This is a genomic window from Chryseobacterium sp. 2TAF14 (genome assembly GCF_052115105.1).
Classification (GTDB): domain Bacteria; phylum Bacteroidota; class Bacteroidia; order Flavobacteriales; family Weeksellaceae; genus Chryseobacterium.
This window is the reverse complement of sequence record NZ_JBFRGA010000070.1, coordinates 1-20713: the sequence shown is the minus strand read 5'-3', so window position 1 is coordinate 20713 and position 20713 is coordinate 1. Positions and strand designations below refer to the sequence as shown.

Annotated in this window: 16 protein-coding genes; 3 read left to right on the top strand and 13 right to left on the bottom strand. The window is 35.0% G+C overall.

Annotated features, from left to right (window positions below; translation table 11 throughout):
* Nucleotides 1-75 precede the first annotated feature (75 nt).
* The gene (locus AB4Y90_RS09395; protein WP_441557174.1) at nucleotides 76-1494 is read left to right on the top strand and encodes an L-serine ammonia-lyase; all 1419 of its coding nucleotides are present in this window, start codon (nucleotides 76-78) and stop codon (nucleotides 1492-1494) included.
* A gap of 63 nt (nucleotides 1495-1557) precedes the next feature.
* On the opposite strand, the gene AB4Y90_RS09390 is transcribed toward AB4Y90_RS09395, so the two are convergent.
* The 4 genes from AB4Y90_RS09390 to AB4Y90_RS09375 all read right to left on the bottom strand — a co-directional run bounded on the left by AB4Y90_RS09390 (nucleotide 1558) and on the right by AB4Y90_RS09375 (nucleotide 4925).
* Entirely contained in the window at nucleotides 1558-2886 is a 1329-nt protein-coding gene (locus AB4Y90_RS09390) for a serine hydrolase domain-containing protein (RefSeq protein ID WP_441557172.1), read from the bottom strand.
* A 9-nt stretch (nucleotides 2887-2895) separates the two neighbouring features.
* Complete coding sequence (locus AB4Y90_RS09385; RefSeq protein ID WP_441557170.1) at nucleotides 2896-3465, bottom strand: YIP1 family protein; 570 nt, start codon at nucleotides 3463-3465, stop codon at nucleotides 2896-2898.
* A gap of 7 nt (nucleotides 3466-3472) precedes the next feature.
* Nucleotides 3473-3739, bottom strand: a complete 267-nt coding sequence (locus tag AB4Y90_RS09380) for a DUF2089 family protein (protein ID WP_441557169.1) — start codon at nucleotides 3737-3739, stop codon at nucleotides 3473-3475.
* A gap of 340 nt (nucleotides 3740-4079) precedes the next feature.
* Nucleotides 4080-4925: a prephenate dehydrogenase gene (locus tag AB4Y90_RS09375; protein WP_441557167.1), complete on the bottom strand. Its 846-nt coding sequence runs from the start codon at nucleotides 4923-4925 to the stop codon at nucleotides 4080-4082.
* A gap of 418 nt (nucleotides 4926-5343) precedes the next feature.
* On the opposite strand from AB4Y90_RS09375, the gene polA reads away from it, so the two are divergent.
* Nucleotides 5344-8211 (top strand): DNA polymerase I, encoded by a 2868-nt coding sequence (gene polA / locus AB4Y90_RS09370; protein WP_441557165.1) that lies wholly within the window; start codon nucleotides 5344-5346, stop codon nucleotides 8209-8211.
* Between the two features lie 52 nt (nucleotides 8212-8263).
* On the opposite strand, the gene AB4Y90_RS09365 is transcribed toward polA, so the two are convergent.
* The 5 genes from AB4Y90_RS09365 to AB4Y90_RS09345 form a co-directional block, all read right to left on the bottom strand.
* Nucleotides 8264-8452 carry a hypothetical protein gene (locus tag AB4Y90_RS09365; protein WP_441557164.1) on the bottom strand — a complete coding sequence of 63 codons (189 nt, stop codon included), beginning with the start codon at nucleotides 8450-8452 and terminating at the stop codon, nucleotides 8264-8266.
* Nucleotides 8453-8643: 191 nt separating this feature from the next.
* A complete protein-coding gene (locus AB4Y90_RS09360) occupies nucleotides 8644-8982 on the bottom strand; it encodes a DUF4256 domain-containing protein (RefSeq protein ID WP_441557162.1) in 339 nt (112 codons plus the stop codon).
* Nucleotides 8983-9011: 29 nt separating this feature from the next.
* Nucleotides 9012-9722: a hypothetical protein gene (locus AB4Y90_RS09355; RefSeq protein WP_441557160.1), complete on the bottom strand. Its 711-nt coding sequence runs from the start codon at nucleotides 9720-9722 to the stop codon at nucleotides 9012-9014.
* A 58-nt stretch (nucleotides 9723-9780) separates the two neighbouring features.
* A complete protein-coding gene (locus AB4Y90_RS09350; RefSeq protein ID WP_441557159.1) occupies nucleotides 9781-10338 on the bottom strand; it encodes a YdeI/OmpD-associated family protein in 558 nt (185 codons plus the stop codon).
* A 56-nt stretch (nucleotides 10339-10394) separates the two neighbouring features.
* Complete coding sequence (locus AB4Y90_RS09345; protein WP_441557177.1) at nucleotides 10395-10844, bottom strand: STM3941 family protein; 450 nt, start codon at nucleotides 10842-10844, stop codon at nucleotides 10395-10397.
* A gap of 252 nt (nucleotides 10845-11096) precedes the next feature.
* On the opposite strand from AB4Y90_RS09345, the gene AB4Y90_RS09340 reads away from it, so the two are divergent.
* Nucleotides 11097-13964 carry a M16 family metallopeptidase gene (locus AB4Y90_RS09340; protein ID WP_441557157.1) on the top strand — a complete coding sequence of 956 codons (2868 nt, stop codon included), beginning with the start codon at nucleotides 11097-11099 and terminating at the stop codon, nucleotides 13962-13964.
* 135 nt (nucleotides 13965-14099) lie between these two features.
* On the opposite strand, the gene AB4Y90_RS09335 is transcribed toward AB4Y90_RS09340, so the two are convergent.
* The 4 genes from AB4Y90_RS09335 to ligA all read right to left on the bottom strand — a co-directional run bounded on the left by AB4Y90_RS09335 (nucleotide 14100) and on the right by ligA (nucleotide 20709).
* Nucleotides 14100-15254, bottom strand: a complete 1155-nt coding sequence (locus tag AB4Y90_RS09335) for an MFS transporter (RefSeq protein WP_441557156.1) — start codon at nucleotides 15252-15254, stop codon at nucleotides 14100-14102.
* A 235-nt stretch (nucleotides 15255-15489) separates the two neighbouring features.
* Nucleotides 15490-17631, bottom strand: coding sequence for a S46 family peptidase (locus tag AB4Y90_RS09330; protein WP_441557154.1), 2142 nt, complete (start codon nucleotides 17629-17631; stop codon nucleotides 15490-15492).
* A 334-nt stretch (nucleotides 17632-17965) separates the two neighbouring features.
* Nucleotides 17966-18610 (bottom strand): MgtC/SapB family protein, encoded by a 645-nt coding sequence (locus AB4Y90_RS09325; protein ID WP_441557153.1) that lies wholly within the window; start codon nucleotides 18608-18610, stop codon nucleotides 17966-17968.
* Between the two features lie 95 nt (nucleotides 18611-18705).
* Nucleotides 18706-20709, bottom strand: coding sequence for an NAD-dependent DNA ligase LigA (gene ligA / locus AB4Y90_RS09320; protein WP_441557176.1), 2004 nt, complete (start codon nucleotides 20707-20709; stop codon nucleotides 18706-18708).
* Nucleotides 20710-20713: the final 4 nt, after the last annotated feature.

The following is a 20713-nucleotide window of genomic DNA, read 5'->3' as shown; positions in this document are numbered from 1 at the left end:
CATTATGATTAATTGTTTCCATTCTAAGCTATTTTCAATGTATATTTGCTTTTCAGGAAAAATGGAAATTCATTTATGGAATCAATATCGGTTTTTGAAATTATTAAAGTAGGAATAGGGCCTTCCAGCTCGCATACAATGGGACCCTGGAATGCTGCATCGGCATTTATCAGGATTATAAAAAGAGAAAGATCAATTGCGGAGGTAAAAGAAGTTTTCCTTGAATTTTTCGGCTCGTTGGCAAAAACGGGGATTGGTCACGGAACCGATATTGCCGGAATGTTGGGTTTGAATGGTGAAGATTTTAAACTGATAGACACTACAAAGATTGATGATATTGTTGAACATATCAAAGAATCTCAGACCATTAATTTGGGTGGAGAAAAAGAAATTCCTTTTGTTTATGGGCATCATTTGGTTTTAAATATGTCTCAGACTCTTGATTACCATCCAAACGGAATGATCTTTAAAGCCATTTTTGAGGACGGAACTGAGCTTGTTCAGGATTTTTATTCTGTTGGGGGAGGTTTTATTATGAGCCAGGAAAAAAACTCTATTGAGAAGCAGTGTGTTCGTACCATCTATCCTTGTCATCACGGTTCGGACATTGTGAAATACTGTGAGAAATTAGGTTTCGATAAAATTTCAGATTTAATTTTAATAAATGAAGAAAGCTGGAGAACGCAGGAGGAAACAAGAAAAGAAGCGCTTTATATTTGGGAACAGATTAAAGAATGCATTTATAAAGGGGTAAACAAGGAAGGAATTTTACCGGGCGGACTGAATGTTACCCGTCGTGCAGCAGGAATCAACAGAAAACTTTTAGGCGACAAAATTTATAAAAACAAAGATGAATGGTTTCAGCTCGTTGTAGATGCTGAAGAAAATTTCACCAACATCAATAAATGGATTTCCTGTTTTGCATTGGCTGTCAATGAGGAAAATGCAAGTTTCGGACGAATCATTACGGCGCCAACAAATGGAGCGAGCGGAGTAATTCCGGCGGTTTTGATGTATGCTCAGGCTTTTACAGATGCGGTAAGTGAAGACGACATTGCCAGATTTATTTTGGTTGCAGGTGAGATCGGAACTTTGTTTAAGAAAAACGCAACCATTTCTGCAGCAATGGGCGGTTGTCAGGCAGAAGTTGGGGTTTCTTCGGCGATGGCAGCGGCAGGTTTAACCGAAATCTTGGGCGGAACTGTGGGACAGGTTTTAATGGCGGCAGAAATTGCGATGGAGCATCATTTAGGTTTAACGTGCGATCCGATTAAAGGTTTGGTGCAGATTCCGTGTATCGAGAGAAATACGATGGGTGCGATAAAAGCGATTACTGCAGCAAATATTGCTTTGGAAAGTGATCCTACAAAAGCAAAAGTAACTTTGGACGAAGTTATTCAGACGATGTGGGAAACCGCTTTGTCGATGAACGACAGATTTAAAGAAACTTCGGAAGGCGGTTTGGCAATTGCAGTCAACGTTCCGGAGTGTTAAAGTAAAAGAATTAAAAAATTTAATAAAAACATGCGGAGGTTTTACATAAAACGTACGCACGTTTTAGCAAAAAGATACGGACGTTTGATTATCGGCATTCAGCGAATATGAGATTGAAACATCATCTTCGCCATTATAGATCATCAGAGAATTGGTTCCGTAAGTTCCTCCGCTGTGACCCACAAAAATTTTAGAATGAAACGGAACAATTGATAATCCCCTTCCGAATCTTTTGTCTTCGGGGATCATAGAAACCATTGATGCTTCAGAAACCAGCTTTTTATCAAAAAAAGCATTGATGATTACATTCAGATTATAGGGCGTCGTTGCAATATCGCCTACACCAATGATATTATTGAAGTCAAAATCTTTCACATTTTCCCATTTATTTTTAAATGAAAAAGGCTGATAAACATTGCCCGGTTTTTGTGAGGCTGTGTAAAAATCCTTTAGCTGTAAAGGTTTAATGATAAATTCATTTAAATTTTCGGCATAACTTTTTTTAGAAACCATTTCTAAAATTTTAGCCAAAAGAAAATATCCTGAGTTAGAATATTGCTGGTTTGAACCGGGTTCAAATAAAGAACCCTGCTCGATAATCCGGTTAAAGATCTGCGGTTCTGAAGTTTTCTCTGTAAGCCATCTCAGAATGTCTTTTCCTGAAACATAATCACCAAGTCCGGAAGTGTGATTTAATAACTGAGCTATATCAATATTGTTAGCATTCGGAATTTGAGGATAAAATTGAGAAAGTTTATCGGTAAGATTAAGCTTTTTCTGCTCGATCATTTTATAAACCATAATGGCGGTCATGGTTTTGCTGATTGATCCGATCTGAAAAACCTGATTGTTATTTTTAAAGCCAGGAAGATTTTTTTCTCCGAAATTCTTTTTGTAAATTTCTTTTCCACCTTTAAAAATAGATATTTCTCCTGCTAAAGCATTGTTCTTTTCTAAAAAACCAATAAAATCATCAATCTTCTTCAGGCTTTCTTTCGTATCTGAAAGTTTTAAAAATTGGAGGCTTTTATCGGTGTTTTTGATTTTGTCAAAAGGTTTTAAGATCAATGGCAAAGTCAATCCGTTTTGTGTAAATGTACCTGTAATTTCAGAATTTTTTAAAGTTCCGCTGAATTTTGCTCCCATCGCAGCATTTTCGAAAGTTAAAACATGGTCGGTAAAAGTTGTCTTGTCTAGCGGAATTCCTTCTGCGCCCTGCAAAGGACTGTCGAGAGTAGATTGGTAACTGTCTTTTTCCTGTTGAATATTAATAATTAACGGAAGTTTGCTACCCTGAATTTCCAGTTCACCTTTCCATGAACCTGTAATTTGCTGAGCGAGATTCAAATTAAAGAGAAGTACGCTTAATAATAGTAAAATATTGTTTTTCATATTTGATATTTATAAGAATTGCATCGTAACCATCATTGTTAAAAGTATCACCGCAAAAATCACAATGTGCTGCCATTTTTTCATGTTTGTAGCGGTTTTAAAACCATTGTAAAGAATAGCAATGCCATACGCAGCAATCGCAAGTGATACAAACGAATAAATAGAAATAATGATGATCGATACAGGGTTGATCTCTGTAGTATTGGTTTCTACGGAAGCTAAAACTTCGTTCTCGGCTTTACTGATAAAAGGAATTTTCATCAGAAGAATCATTAAAATTACAGGGAATTGTGCAATGAAAACCGGCGTAATAATATCGATCAACCGCGTTCTTTTGTTAATGATTTTTCCATATACAAAAAGAATGATGATGCTTGCTGCATAAACGATTAATGTTGATAAAATGACTTTAAACACAGAATCTTCAGGATTGATGTATCGGAAATGAAACAAACTGTCACTCTGAAAGCCGAGCAAATAACTGATTATAAAGACAACTGTAATCGACAGAATTCCGGCAACGAACAGAGTTTTCTCATCAAACTTCAAAAAAGGATTAAAAATAGTTTTCCAGGTCATTATAGTTTTATTTTTTCAGTTGATTTATTTTTGTGATCAGGTCGTCCACTTTATTTCGCATTGTGGGATAAGAAAGTTCAGCCTGCTTCGCCATTTCTTTGATGCTTCCGCTGGAAAGGAAAAAATTCATGATAAAATCCTGCTCTTCTCTGTTAAGTTTCAAAAAAACAGGAAGCTCATAATCTCCGTTTACATTGGTTCCGCAATCAGGACATTTCATTTGGCTTACGTTGAGCGTATGATCGCAACTTGGACAAATTATAGGAAGTTTCATTGATTTTGTTTTTACAAAAGTAATATTATTTTTAATAAAGTTAAAATAAATTTTAATTTTATTAAAAACTTATTTGAATATGAAATAAAAAAACTTCCAGAACAATGGAAGTTTTATAATTAATTTTAAAACATGTGAAGATAGAAATCTTTGGCTTAGAGATTTAACGCAAAGTTTTATTATCAGCTTTTAATATTTTGAGTAAGCTAAGGCAAATAAAATTTGCTGCGCAAAGCTTGAAAATAGAGCTTCATCAAATCAACTTGTTGATTCATCTTTGCTGCCTAAAGTTTAAACTTTAATATAAAATCTTTGCGTTTTAAAAAATTTAAATATTGTTTTATTTATTCAGAATCCCACGTATTTTATTAGCATTCGTAATAAGCTCCTCCAAATATTCAAAATTATCTTTTTCTAAAGCAGATTTGAATTTTCTGAGCTGGGAAATATGCTCGTTTAAAACATCGAGTACATTTTCTTTGTTTTGTTTAAAAATCGGAACCCACATTTCAGGATGCGATTTTGCCAGACGAACCGTACTCGAAAACCCCGAACTCGCCAACTGAAAAATAGTGTCTTCTTCTTTTTCCTTCTCCAAAACCGTGTTTGCTAAAGCATAAGAAGTAATGTGTGAAATATGCGAAATATAAGCCGTGTGAACGTCATGATCCTCTGCATTCATATAAATCGGATGCATTTCAAGATCTTTCACAACGTTTTCTACAATCTGTAAAGCATCTTCTGAAGATTCTTCACGGTTGCATATCACTCCTGCTTTTCCTGAAAAACTTTCGGCAACAGCAGATTTTGCGCCATGATTTTCGGTTCCCCACATCGGGTGAAAAGCAACAAACCTTGATCTTTTCGGATGATTTTTTACAGCATTTACAATTCCTGATTTGGTAGAACCTACATCCATCACAGTTTGCTGATCCGAAATTAAATCTAAAACTTCAGGAAGAATCTTTCTCGCCGAATCTACAGGAATGGCAATAATAACCAAATCTGAGTTTTGAATTCCAGTTTTTAAATCTGCTTTTTCATTGATGATATTCAAAGCTAAAGCTTCATTAAGATTTTCAATATTGTTGTCGATTCCGTAAATGAAATCTGCCGTTTTTTTCTGTTTTAATTTTAAGGCGATCGATCCGCCGATTAATCCTACACCAATGATACTTATTTTCATTTGTTTAAATTTTAAAAATAAAAAACCCCGCCCAAGGACGAGGTTTTAATTTATTCTATACAAGAATCCTTATCCCAGATCTGAGTTAAAAATTCCGTAATAATATGTCTTGTTTGTTTTCACAGAGCGAATGTAAGAATTTTTTTGAAAATATTGTTATTTCAAATATATTTTCTTAAAACTATGAGTGAAACATTGTAATTCTTCAGTTCGAGTGGATTTTGAAAAAATCCGTATCGAGAAGTTGTTGAGCAAAAAATTACTTTGTTTGTAATTCATCGGTTCTCGGTACATTTTTCTTCGCTTTGCTACGAAAAACACTCGAACTGACGTATAAAATAATCTTAATCATCAACCCATCTCTTCTTTATTTTTGATCGCTCATCCCGATTTCATATATTTGTTCATTATACAGAATATGGAGGCAACACAAGACAAAAGGCTATTTCTCATCGATGCTTATGCGATGATTTTCAGAGGATATTACGCATTGATCAGAAGTCCGAGAATTACAAGTACGGGAATTGATACTTCTGCAATTTTTGGCTTTACCAATTCTTTGATCGAATTGATCAGAAGAGAAAGGCCTACGCATTTAGCTGTTGTTTTCGATGTTGGACAGGCAAGTGTAAGAACGACTGATTATACGGAATATAAAGCCAACCGAAGCGAAACTCCGGAAGCGATAAAAATTGCAATACCATATCTTCACAGGATTTTAAATGCGATGCATATTCCGCATTTGGGAGTGGAAGGTTATGAAGCAGATGATATTATTGGAACCATTGCCTGTAAAGCTGAAAAAGAAGGATACACCACTTTTATGGTTACTCCCGACAAAGATTTTGCACAGTTGGTGACCGATAAGATTAAAATATACAAACCGGGATTAAAAGGCGGTGATATTGAAATTTTAGGTGTTGAAGAAGTAAAAGCCAAATACGAAATTGACGATCCAAAACAGGTAATCGATTATCTGGCAATGATGGGAGATGCCGTAGATAATATTCCCGGATTGGAAGGTGTTGGTGAAAAAACTGCCATGAAATTCCTGAAAGAATTCGGTAGCATCGAAAATCTTCTGGCAAATACCGATAAGCTGAAAGGTAAACTCAAGGAAAAAGTGGAAGCTTCTGCTGAACGTGGAATTTTATCTAAAAAATTAGCAACTATTATTTGTGATGCACCCGTAGAATTTCACCAAGAACAATATGATCTTGAAACTCCTGATTTTGAAAAGGTAAAAGAAGTTTTTGACGAGATTGAATTCAGAAGATTGTACGAAAACTTGTATCGTGCTTTTGCTCCTACAGAAACAATTTCGGTAAAAACAACGGTAGTCTCTGAAGATGGTGTGACGGTAACTGAAGTTGAAGCACAGATCACAGAAACGCCGCAGCAAAAAGTGGCTAAAAATGTTGGCCAGCTCGATCTTTTTGCAACTTACGAAGAGCTTGATCAGGCAACCTCCACAAAATCTACGATTGCAGAAAACGACCATTTATACCAGTTTGTAGACAATCCGAAGGCGCAAAAAATATTAGTTCAGAATTTATTGCAGCAAAAAGCGGTTTGTTTTGATACGGAAACTACTTCTTTAAATGAGCTGGAAGCTGAATTGGTAGGAATGAGTTTTTCTTACAAAAAAGGTTTGGCATATTATATTCCACTTTCTGAAGATCAGGGGGAAGTTTTGCAGACCTTAGAAATTTTCAGACCTTTTTTTGAAAAGGAAGATCTAATAAAGATCGCTCATAATTTAAAATATGATTATAAGGTTCTGCAGCAGTATAATATTACGGTAAAAGGAGCGATGTTCGATACGATGATTGCGCACTACCTTTTAAATCCTGACGGAAGACACGGAATGGATTATCTTTCAGAAGTTTATTTAAATTATAAACCCGTTTCCATTGAAACCATCATTGGTAAAAAAGGGAAAAATCAGGGTAGTTTCAGAGATGCAGATTTAAGAACGCAAACCGATTATGCAGCTGAAGATGCAGATATTACTTTTCAGTTGTACGAATTATTTGCGCCACAATTGAAGAAAGAAAATCTTGAAGATCTTTTCTTTAATATCGAAATGCCTTTAATGGAAGTTTTAGCGAAAATGGAACTCGCCGGAATTTCTTTAGATGAAAAATGGCTGGCTCAGGAAAGTATTGATTTGGAAAACGATTTAAGACAATTGGAATCCAAAATATTTGAAATTTCGGGTGAAGAGTTTAATATGAACTCACCAAGACAATTGGGTGAAGTTTTATTTGAAAAAATGCAGCTCGATCCGAAAGCTAAAAAAACAAAGACCGGACAATATGCAACCTCGGAAGATATTCTACAAAAACTTTCTTCAAAACACGAGATTATTCAGCATATTTTAGAATACAGAACGTATCAGAAATTAAAATCGACGTACGTAGATGCATTGCCGTCACAGATTGACAAAGACGACAATCGTGTACATACCAATTTCTCACAGACAACGGCTGCAACAGGTCGTTTGGCGAGTGTAAACCCAAATTTGCAAAATATTCCGATCCGTACGTTGAGAGGTCAGCAAATCCGTGGAGCGTTTGTTTCGGGAGAAGGAAAGAAAATTATTTCTGCCGATTATTCTCAGATCGAACTGCGTCTGATTGCCGAAATTTCCGGTGAAGACAATATGATTAAAGCGTTTCAGGATGGTGAAGATATTCACGTTTCTACGGCTGCAAAACTATTCAATATTCCGTTGGAAGAAGTTTCAAAAACCCAGCGTGGACAAGCAAAAACAGTCAATTTTGGAATTTTATACGGTCAGGGAGCTTTTGCTTTGGCAGAACAAACCGGTTTATCCAGATCTGAAGCGAAGCAAATGATAGAAGCGTATTACGAAACCTATCCGAAATTAAAAGAATATATGGCGGAGCAAGTGAAAAGAGCTCGTGATATCGGTTATGTAGAAACAATTTTAGGCAGGAAACGTCACCTGAAAGACATCAATTCCGGAAATTTTGTGGTGCGGGCTCATGCTGAAAGAAATGCCGTGAATGCTCCCATTCAGGGAAGTGCCGCTGATGTTGTGAAGTTAGCAATGATTAAAATTCAAAAAGAATTAGAGAAAGAAAAACTGCAGACTAAAATGCTTCTTCAGGTACATGACGAATTGGTTTTCGAATCTCCCATTGATGAGGTAGAAGTTGCTACACATATCATTAAAACCGAAATGGAAAATGCTATTGAAACGCAGGTTCCGTTATTGGTTGAGGTTGGAGTAGGGAATAACTGGCTGGAAGCGCATTAAAAGAAATTTTATTATTTATACAAAATGATAGTATCATTTGATACTATCATTTTTAATATTCAAACTCAATTCCACCTACATAAACCAGAGAAAAATCATCAGTTTCCACAGAGGCTGGTTTTGGAATTTGTCCTTGGCTTACAAAAACCAAAGAGTTAATATCAAATTTAAGATTCATTTCATTCAATCTGTTGTATAAAACAGGAAGCCACTGTTCGGCAAAAGAATAGTATTTATTCAAAGCTCAAAGGTAAGAATATAGTTTTTGTATTCAAATATCTGAATCAACTTATAGAGTTGTTTTTATCGTCACTCGAATAGCGAAGCATATCGAGAAGCTTTTTACATTAAGTTCTCGATACAAAATTATTTTCCACTTTGTTTCAAATAATTTCACTCGAACTGACGGAGATTCTTCTTTTTCAACTTATTTTAAACCTTCAAAATCCCTCTGAAAGCTCTTGCTGCATAATAAGATTCGGCTCCGTTGTGATAGACAAAAACCGTGTTGTAGCGACGGTCACAGAATAAAGCTCCGCCCAATTCCCGAATCTCTTTCGGGGTTTTGATCCAGCTTGAAGTTTTCAGATCAAATTTCCCTAAATTTTGCAAATAGCGGTACTGTTCTTCGGAAATAATTTCTACGCCCATTTCTTTCGCAGCTGATATTGCATCATTTTGTGGCTTATGTTCTTTTCGCGCATCAAGAGCTTCACGGTCGTAGCGAAGTTCTATCGTTTCTTTTTCTGATAATTGTTTTTTCTGTGGCATTTTTTTAGTTTTTTTAAAATTAAATCTATCTATTGAAATTCAACCAGTTTGTCGTTGGGAAGATCGTATTCATAGATTGTATTGGTTTCAGGATCAATATACAACCATTGAAAAGTATTGATTTTATGGTCAGACTCTGTATAAATTCCTAAAGTGTAATACTCTTTATCATTCCTCTTTTGTTTTTCAATAGAATATCCAAGAGTTTCTTTATTCTTAACCGATAATTTTATCAGATCTTTCTTTGAGTTGGCAATATAATATTCTGCAAGTTTGTAAAGATGATCTAAATAGCTGTCGGAAATTTCATCTTCTTTTGAGTAAAGATATTTGATGGGCTGATTATATTCTTTTCTGAATTCTGAAACTTTCCCGTCTTTGATTTTTCTGGCAGTCACGATCCATTGCGCATTTTGCGGCGTTTCTCCGTCTCCGGCGATGTAGATTGAGTCATTTTTATATTCAATGGCAATGAGATCACCTCTCAGGAAACTGCGGTCGTTATTTTGATCGTTGATATAGCTGATTTCTTTTTTTTCTTTTTTACCGTTGAGCTGCGAATAATCAAAATCATCATTGTAAGAAATAAACTCGATCGTATCTCGCTGCAAAGAGTCTTTTTCTACAGTAACCTGCCGGATTTCTTTTTTTCGGTCAGCTTTTTTCTCTTTATTCTTTTCAGGATTCTGACTACACGAAACACAATAAATCAAAAGTGAAAATGCAAAAAATTTCTTCATATTATTTTGACTTGGTTTTCAAAAATAATAAAATTTAACTTGATCTGAAATCAAGATTTTATAAAACCTTTTTTCCGTTTTCGCTTTCCAAAATAGTTTTTTCTAAACGTGAAATCTGTGTTTTTTCCTGTTTGGCGCTCATAATCCAGTGGATCATTACTTTTTTGTAAGACGGAGCTTGTTTTTCAAAAAAATCCCAGGCTTTTTTATTGGCTTTAAACTGTTTTTCGTAATCTAATGTAAGTTTTGCAGGCTCTTTTTCGTGGGAATAAATCCCCGATTTTTCTTCTTTTCTAAGTTTAAATGCTTCTAAACCTGCTTCCTGCATCAATCCGGCTTTAGTAAGCTCTTCGATTTTCTTAATATTCGCGACGCTCCAGATGCTTGTTGGTTTTCTTGGTGTAAATCTGATGCTGTAGCTATCTTCGTCAATCGACTTTCTCACGCCATCAATCCAGCCGAAACATAAAGCCTGATCTACAGATTCAGACCACGTTATCGACGGTTTTTTGGTTCCTACTTTATAGAAACCTACCAATAATTCTTTTTCAGTTTTATGGTTTTTATCGAGCCAGTTTCTGAAATCTTGTGGTGTTGGAAAGAAAGTTGGTTGCATTGCTTTTAGTCTGATTATTCATCTAAAATAATAAATTTAATAACGAAAAATTTAAATTAGTTTTTATTTTTAGAAATCCTGTGATTAAGTATTTTAAGTAAATCTTTGGTTCTTACATTTAAAATATCGGTTTGTATACTCTCTTCAATGCTTAAAAATAACCAAGAAATCTTATTTTTTTTGTGAATGCTGGGAGATTTTTTAGCTGATGTTTTTAGTATAATGTTGATTTGTTCTGTGGTTTTTATACCGCGAAAGCTATTTGTTGAAACATAAAATGATGAAATGTCTTTGAAATTAATTATCTTAGATTTTGTGAGAATATTATAAATAATGATTTGATCATCGGTTATCGTGAGTAAAGGTTTTCTCCTGAATAATAAAAAAAGAGCAAATATCCATCCGAAAGTAAAGAGTATAAAAGCAAGGTAAGAGATTATTACTGAAAATATCTTTTTATTTCCTAAATCGTAAAAAATAAAAGATATGCTGAAAAAAGCTGAAATAACAAATAATAAAGAACTTTGAGCTTATTGCTATAATAGTTTTTGCTTTCCATTAAAATAGTTGAAATATTAATCAGAAATTGAATATCAAAACAAATATAAAGAGTTTAAAGCATTCTTGATGAAACCCATTTTAAAGTTTATACAAATTATCATCATAGATTTAATATTAACAATTGTGCTAAATTTTATTTTTCGAATCCGTAAATTTGTAAGATGTTCTGAAAATTTCAGAGCTTGTAAAAAGAAAATATGACTGACAAAAAATACGCAGAAACTCATCATACCGACAAAAATAACTACGATTATATTACCATTACCAATGACGAAAACAAAGTAAGAATCTATACGCTTAAAAACGGACTGAAAGTTTTTCTTGCCCAAAATTTCGACGCACCCAGAATTCAGACTTTTATTCCGGTGAGAACAGGAAGTAATAATGATCCTTCTGATAATACCGGTTTAGCACATTATTTAGAGCATATGATGTTTAAAGGAACATCAAAAATCGGAACTCATAACTGGGAAAAAGAAAAAGTTTTGATTGAGAAAATCTCAGATTTATACGAAGAACATAAAGCTGAGCAAAATTCCGAGCTGAAAAAAGAAATCTATAAAAAAATTGACGAAATTTCTCAGGAAGCAAGTCAATATGCGATTGCAAACGAATACGATAAAGCAATTTCTTCTTTAGGAGCTACAGGAACCAATGCGCATACATGGTTTGACGAAACGGTTTACAAAAACAATATTCCAAACAACGAGCTTAAAAAATGGCTGAAAGTAGAAAAAGAGCGTTTCTCGGAAATCGTTCTGCGGCTTTTCCATACCGAGCTGGAATCTGTTTATGAAGAATTTAACCGCGCACAAGATAATGATTCGCGATTGGTGAATTATGAATTGATGGATGCGCTTTTCCCGACTCATCCAAACGGGCAGCAAACAACTTTGGGAAATCCGGAACATCTGAAAAATCCTTCTATGAAGGCGATTCATAAATATTTTGATGAATACTATGTTCCCAATAATTATGCAGTCGTTCTGGTTGGAGATTTAGATTTTGAAGAAACAATTGTTCTGGTTGATGAATATTTCGGTAAAATTCCTTACAAAGAATTGCCGAAGAAAGATTTAATTATAGAAAAACCACAGACTGAAATTGTTGAAAGAACGGTGAAAAGTCCTACAACACCGAGAATTCAGTTAGCGTGGCGAACAGAAAGCTACGGAACCAGAGAAGCAATGCTTGCCGACATTACAGCCAATATTTTAAGCAACAGGGGAGAAGCCGGATTGCTCGATCTGAATATCAACCAGACCCAAAAAATGCTTTTTGCTCAGGCGTATTCGTTAGGTTTAAAACAATACGGTTATTTTTCGGTGGTTGCAGTTCCGAAAGAAAATCAGACTTTATCTGAAGCAAAAGAAATGATGCTTGAGCAGATTAATCTCGTAAAAAAAGGAGATTTCCCGGATTGGATGCTTCCTGCCATCATAAACGATTTTAAATTGCAACGTTTGAAAGGTCTTGAAACTGCAGAAGGTCTTGCAACAAATCTTTACGACACGTATATAAAAGGCAGAACCTGGGAACAGGAACTGAGCGAAATGGATGAATATGCTTCTTTTACAAAACAGGATGTGATTGATTTTGCAAATGTATTTTTTAAAGATAATTATGTGATTATCAATAAAGAAAAAGGTGTTAATGATCAACTTTTACGAGTAGAAAATCCGGGAATTACGCCTATTAAGATCAATCGTGAATCGCAATCTGAGTTTTTGAAGGAAATTTTAAATGATAAACCCGAAGATATTCAGCCGGAATTTATTGATTATCAGAAAGAAATAATAACCGACTCCATTAAGAATAAAAAAATAAGTTTTGTAGAAAATAAATACAATGAGATTGCTCAGGTACATTTTATTTTTCCTTTCGGGAGCGACCACGACAGAGATTTGGGGATTTCTACACAGATCCTGCAATATCTGGGGACAGAAAAATTTTCGCCTGAAGATTTAAAAAAAGAATTTTTCAAAATCGGGATTAGCAATGATTTTAAAACAACTTCAGATCAGCTTACCGTTTCTCTGAGCGGGCTGGAAGCTAATATGGGACAAGGCATTGCACTTCTTCAACACTGGTTGTCTCATGTGAAACCCGATCAGGATATTTACAACCAGTTTGTAGAAACCGTTCTGGAGAACCGTGAAGCAATAAAGCGAGATAAAAACCGCATTATGACGGCTTTAACGACCTATACAAAGCTCGGTAAAAATTCAAGATTTTTAGATGTGATTTCAAAAGAAGAGCTTGAAGGAGCAAAAGTGGAAAATTTTACCGACCGTATGAAAAAGCTGTTTGGTTTTCCTTACCAGATTTTCTTTTACGGAAAGAACTTTGAAAACTTTAAAAATTATATTCAGAATTATATTGTTGGTGAAATTTATACCATTCCGGAGCCTAAAAAGTATCCTGAACAGGAAACGACAGGAAAAGTATATTTCACCAATTACGACATGGTACAGATGGAGATGAGCAAGATCGGGAAAAGCAGCAACGTAAACCCGGAAAATTTTGGAAAGATCAATGTTTTCAATGAATATTTCGGGCGTGGTTTATCATCGATCGTTTTCCAGGAAATCCGGGAAAGTAAGAGTCTGGCTTATTCTGCCTATGTTTCTTACGCTCCCAACTCAGAGCTTAATCATCCGGATTACATCACAACCTACATAGGAACCCAGCCCGATAAACTGCAGATTGCTGTTGACACAATGAGCGATCTGATGAATGAGCTTCCTGAAGTTCCGGTGCAGTTTGAAAATGCCAAAAAGTCTGCTTTAAAGCAGATTGCATCTACGAGAATTACCAGAACCAATATTTTCTTTAATACGTTAAGGCTGAAAAAACTGGGAATTAATTATGATTTCAGGAAAAATATTTACAGTCAGATCGAAAACCTGAAGTTTAGCGATGTAAAAGATTTTTATCAGACTGAAATAAAACCTATTCAGTTTAATACAGCGATTATCGGGAAAAAAGAAAATCTCAACCTGGAAGCGGTAAAACAAATGGGAACTTTTGAAGAAGTAAGTTTAAAAGAGATTTTTGGATATTAAAACGCATAAAAAAATAACAAAAACAGGGCAGTTTTAAATAATAAAAACTGTCCTGTTTTTTGTTTAAATCTTAAAATAATTTCAATAAAATTCATGCTTTCTTCCAAATAATGCTCGATTTCATAGCTCTAAATTTTAAAATTTAATTGATCGATACTGATAAGAAAGGATGATAATTAAAATTCCGAAAGAAGATGCTGATAATATCGCAATCCTAAGATCGGTTATTTCCGAAAGGAGTCCAATTAATGGCGGCCCAATCATAAAACCCAGAAAACTGATGGAAGAAACTGCCGTGATCGCAATACTTGCAGGCATTGTTTTTAGCCTTCCTGCAGCGCTGTAACAAATCGGAACGATAGATGAAACTCCCAATCCTATAAGCAGAAAACCGAAAGTCGAAATAATTAATCCCGGTGCAATCGTGGCTAATAATAATCCTGATGTAACCAGTATTCCGCAGAATCTTAATACAACAGAAGCCTGATAACGGTTCACAAATCGGTCGGCAACAAAACGCCCAAAAGTCATTGCGCCCATACTTGCAATGTACCCCATTCTTACAAATGATTCATCGGGTTTTATAATTGTGGAAAAATAAACACCGCTCCAGTCGAACATCGTTCCTTCGCAGAACATACTTCCAAAACCGATCAATCCTAAAATAATAATTGCGGAATCTGGTTTAAATGTTCTTTTAATCTTTTTGACATCTGAATTTTGTTTGACATCCTGAGCCAATAAACTTCTGCTGAATATGGCAATGCCAATAATTCCTGCGATCAATACAATAACAAAATGAGTAAAGATGGAAAATTTTGTTTCTGCAAAAACAGCACCCAATATTCCACCGGATAATCCGCCAAGACTCCATAATCCGTGAAAAGAAGACATGATGTTTCGTTTGTAAAGCGCTTCTAAACCAACCGCTTGTGTATTTACGGCAATATTTGCCATATTTGATGTAATACCAAATAAAAATAATATTAAAAATAAAAAATTGAAGCTGTCTGCTTGTGCAATAAGAGTCAGAATAATTCCGTATAACGTCATTGCAGTGATCAAAATAATCCTGCTTCCGAATCTGTTGACCAGATAACCTGAAATTGCCATCATAATGAGCTGTCCTAAAGGCATCGCAAACAGTACCTGACCCAACTGTCCGTCATTCAGATCGAGAACCACCTTGATATCCGGAATTCTGCTTGCCCAACTTGCAAATATCAATCCCATGATAAAATAAAAATAAAAAACACTGAGACGGATATTCGGTAATTTCTGCTGGATCATAATTATTTTTGAAAATATGCTGCAAAGCTAATGACAGATTAGCTAAAGCTAAATGACGTACGTCATTTTTAGAAGGATTCAATTAAAATAATTAAGTTTTAAACCTATTTTTTATAATTATGTTGTAAAAAAATAACCGTAATCATAGTATGAAAGCATTGTAATAAAAAAATGAAAAACCCCCGAAATAATTTCAAGGGTTTTATGTTGAATCTTTATTAAGATAAAATAAGTCTTATTTTACAATTTTCATCTCATCGATCAGCCATTTTGAGTCGGCAAATTTATCAATGATGAAAAGAATGTATTTCGTATCAACCATGATGTTTCTGCTGAAACGCGGGTCGTAATTGATGTCGCTCATTGTTCCTTCCCATTGTCTGTCAAAATTTAAACCAACAAGGTTTCCGTGTGCATCCAAAGCCGGACTTCCTGAATTTCCGCCGGTTGTATGGTTGGTTGCTGTAAAACCTACAGGAACGTCACCGCTTTTATCTTTATAGTTTCCGTAATCTTTTTTGTTGTAAAGATCAATCAGCTTTTGAGGAACGTCAAATTCATAATCTCCGGGAACATATTTTTCGATAACTCCCGCCAAATGCGTTTGATAACTGTACGAAACAGCATCTCTCGGAGTAGAACCTTTTACTTTTCCGTACGTTACACGAAGCGTAGAATTGGCATCTGGGAAGAATTTTCTGTCTTTATCGGTAGCCATTTGCTGCGCCATGTACGTTTTCTGTAACGCATCAATTTTTGTTTGTAAAGCTGTAAATTGAGGATCGGCAGTTTTCAGATACGTTTCTTTCATCGTCATGAAAAGCTGATAAACAGGATCTTTTTTAATGGTTTTAATTAATTTATCCTGATTTGAAAATGCTTTTTCAATGTCTCCGTTAAGAGCAGCACCGTTTACCTCGCTTCTTCCTGTGATTACAGAATTTTTCGATAATTCTTCGAAGGTTGTGATATTTTGAGCCTCATTTTTATATTTATCAAAACCGGCAGGTAAAAACTGCGCATCAGTTTTGTTGGCATATAAAGCTAAAAGTTTAGCGGTCACTTTAGAATCAAGTTCAGCGCTGTAATCTTTGTAGAAAGAAGTAAGTCTGTTTTTAAAAGAGGCAATTCCTTTTTCATCCATTCTTCCGGATTCTACAGCAGCAATGTAGTTTGAATACATATTTGCCAGCGCAAAAGTTTCTGCATTTCTTACCACTTCGCTGTAATATGCATTGTTTAATGCATAAGGAGCCTGGTCATTATACAGTTTGTTTAATTGATCTAAAGTTGACTTTACCTGTGAATTTTTAGCAACTAATGAACTTTCATACATTGCTTTTTTCTGTACGGCGTTAGATTTTTTCAGACCTTCCACTTCACCGATCCATTTTTTCCAATAGTTGGCTACAGAAGCATATTTAGAAGCATATTTAATTCTTGTGGCATCATCGGTACGCATTTTTTCGTCTAAAGTTTTCAGAGCAACATCACGTACGGCAATTCTTGCAGGATCAATCTCTTTCATGATCTTTTCTACCGCAATCGCAGGAAGATATTCTGTCGTTCTTCCCGGGAATCCGAATACGAATGTGAAATCATTTTCTGCCTTATCTTTTATAGAAACCGGAAGATAATGCTTTGGAACGTAAGGAACGTTGTCTTTAGAATATTCTGCAGGCTTGTTGTTTTTATCAGCATAAATTCTGAACATCGAGAAATCTCCTGTATRTCTTGGCCAAACCCAGTTGTCTGTATCGCTACCAAATTTTCCTATACTTTGTGGCGGTGCGCCTACCAAACGTACGTCTTTGTAAGTTTCGATCACATAAGCGTAAAATTTATTGCCATAATACATCGATTTTACAGAAATAGACTGATAGTTTTCTATTTTCTGAGAATTTTTGTAGATCTCAATATTTTTGGCAATTTTCTTAGATAATTCAGGCTCCTGAAGATTATCGGTTCCTTCTAAAATCTGAGCAGAAACATCTTTAATGTCGACAATAAAATCAACAGTTACTCCCGGATTCGGAAGTTCTGTACTCATATTTTTAGCCCAGAATCCGTTTGAAAGCAGGTCGTTTTGAACAGTCGAATGCGACTGAATCTGTCCGTAACCACAATGATGATTGGTCAATAATAATCCTTTCGGTGAAATGATCTCGGCTGTACAACCGCCATTGAACTGTACAACAGCATCTTTGATACTTGGTTTTTGTGTATTAAAAATATCTTTAGCAGAAATTTTCATTCCGAGATCCTTCATTTCCTTTTCATTAAGCTCCGTAGGAATCCACATTCCGCCGTATTGCTGCGCAATTCCTAAAGAAAAACTGAAGAATGCGGAAGCAATAAGAATATTACGTTTTATCATTATTTAAAATTTTGCCTAAAAATACGCAATTTAATTTTTTTGAGAGCGTGTTTAAATTTTTATCAACTATTTTTTAATGTTTTAAGAAAAAAGAATCTGATTGTGCACAATATGCTATAATTAAAAAACTCTTTGCTGTAATTATGATTATTTTTTTACCACAACGTACACTAAGTTTATTCAACAAAGCTCACAACTATTGTGTTCTTAGTGAAATCTTTAGTTCGCTTCATGGTTAAAACCTTATGATAAATAACGGATATTCAAAAAAGGAAAAAGAAAAAAGTTTTAACTTAAGAAAATTGAGAATGGAATTTAAGCAGATTCTTAAATTTTAAAACTGAAAAGAATCTATTTTCTCATCATTCATCATCTGCTGAATAAGGTCTTCGTGGCGCTTATTTTTTCCGGTAAGAATCCATGTTGTGGTAGAAGAACCTTTTGAAAACTGTTGTCTTACTATTTCAAATTTCAGATAATTAACTTTGAATAAATCTTCACAATAATCAAGGTTTTCTTTGCTGGAAACTACAATTTTATACTCCCTGATTTTGTGATTACGATCAATATATTTTTGAAAATAATTGAGCGAACTCAGAATCAGCAAAACCAAAACGGTTCCCAATAACGACAAATAAACATAGCCCGAACCAACCGCCATTCCGATCGATGCCGTTGCCCAGATTGTTGTTGCGGTAGTAATTCCRTCGATTTTATTGTCACCTTTAAAAATAACTCCGGCTCCCAAAAAACCGATTCCGGTAATGATATTGGCTGCAATCCGATCCGGATCATCAACTCCTATTTTTATAGAAAGAATGGTAAAAAGACAGGCTCCGAAGCAGACAAGAATAAATGTTCTTAAACCGGCAGATTTATTTCTGTATTCTCTTTCTGCACCAATGCAAAGCCCGAGAAATACCGAAATAAAGATCAAAAACAATTCGTTTTGAATGGAGTGGTCTCTTAGAAAATCCATTTTTTATAGTTTAATGAAATAAAATTACAATAAAATATCAATCAAAAAGACTGCCTAAAAAGACAGTCTTCTATTATTAATGTTTTTAAATCTTTTTAATTACTGATCAAATCCAAAAACTGCTGCTCATCAAGAATCGTAATCGTTCCGATATCCTGCGCTTTTTTCAGTTTGCTTCCGGCTTTTTCGCCAACAACCAAATAATTCAGATTTTTAGAAACCGCAGAAATATTTTTTCCGTTGTGCTTTTCTACCATTTCTTCAGCAGATTCCCTTGTGAAAAGTGAGAGTTTTCCGGTGAACAAAAAGGTTTTGCCTTCCAAAGCATTCGATAAAACTACATTGGTGTTTTCTCCTTTTTCTAATTGAACTCCATAAGATTTCAACCTTTCAAGCATTAAAATATTTTCAGGATTAGTAAAGAAATCAACAATGCTCACCGCGATTTTCATCCCGATATCTTCTACCTGACAAAGTTCTTCTGCGGTTGCATTTTTCAGTTCGTCTATTGTGTTGAAGTTTTTGACCAGCTTTTTAGCAACGGTTTCTCCAACGTGTTTAATTCCGATTCCGTATAAAACTTTTTCAAAAGCAATTTCTTTTGATTTTTCAATCCCGGTAATGATGTTTTGTGCAGATTTTTCGGCCATTCTTTCCAAAGGTAAAAGTTGCTCTTTGGTTAAAGCATACAGATCTGCAAGGTTTTCAACCAGTCTTTCCTTATAAAGCTGCTCGATCGTTTCGCTTCCCAGATTATCAATATTCAACGCTTTTCTCGAAACATAATGAATCATTCTTCCCACAACCTGTGGCGGACAATGCAAATCGTTCGGACAGAAATGAATCGCCTGATCTTCTACTTTTACAAGCTCGATTCCACATTCAGGGCAATTTTTGATGTATTCAATCTCTTTACTTTCAAAAGTTCTTTTTTCTGTATTAACGCCGACAATTTTTGGGATGATTTCGCCGCCTTTTTCTACAAAAACAAAATCTTTTTCGTGAAGATCAAGTTTTTTGATGATGTCTTCATTATGCAAAGAAGCTCTTTTTACCACTGTTCCTGCAAGTAAAACAGGTTTCAGATTGGCAACAGGCGTGATTGCACCGGTTCTTCCAACCTGATAAGAAACGCTTTGCAATTCGGTTTCTACTTTTTCTGCTTTAAATTTATAAGCCATTGCCCAACGTGGCGATTTTGCCGTGTAACCAAGCTGTCTTTGCTGTTTTATAGAATTTACTTTAAGTACAATTCCGTCAATTTCAAAAGGTAAATTATGCCTTTCAATGTCCCAGAAATTAATGAATTCTTTAATCTCATTTAAACTTTTGCAGAGTTTTGCCTGATCTGAAATTTTAAAACCCCAGTTTTTTGCCTGATGAAGCAATTCCCAATGTGTTTCTGCAGGAATTTCATCCGAAACGAATTGATAAAGTACCGACGAAAGCCTACGTTTTCTCACCTCATTGCTATCCTGCATTTTTAGACTTCCACTGGCTGTATTTCTTGGGTTCATAAACGGATCAAGACCTTCCTCTTCACGCAGTTTATTTATTTTATCGAAATTTTTTCGGGTTAAATAAATTTCGCCACGCATAAAAAATCTTTCCGGGAAATCTCCGCTTAATTTCAAAGGAATATCTGAAATTGTACGCACATTCGCTGTAATTTCATCTCCCTGAAAACCGTCGCCACGAGTTACGGCTTGTGAAAGTTTTCCGTTTTCGTATAAAATAGAAATTGAGGCACCGTCATATTTTAGTTCGGCAACAAATTCTACAGGTTCGTCGATGGTTTTTATAATACGTTTTTCCCAGTCTTCCAAATCATCAAAATCGTAAGAATTATCAAGCGAATACATTCTGAACTGATGCTGAATGGTCGGGAATATTTTTGTAACACCGCCTCCGACACGGATAGTCGGCGAATTGTCATCATGAAATTCAGGATGCTGTGCTTCCAGATCCTGAAGCTCTTTTAATAATAAATCAAACTCAAAATCAGAAATACTGGGCTCATCCAGCAGATAATAATTTTCGTTATGCTGGTGAAGTTCTTTGCGGAGTTGTTCTATTTTATGCTGAATGGTTTCGGACATGGGC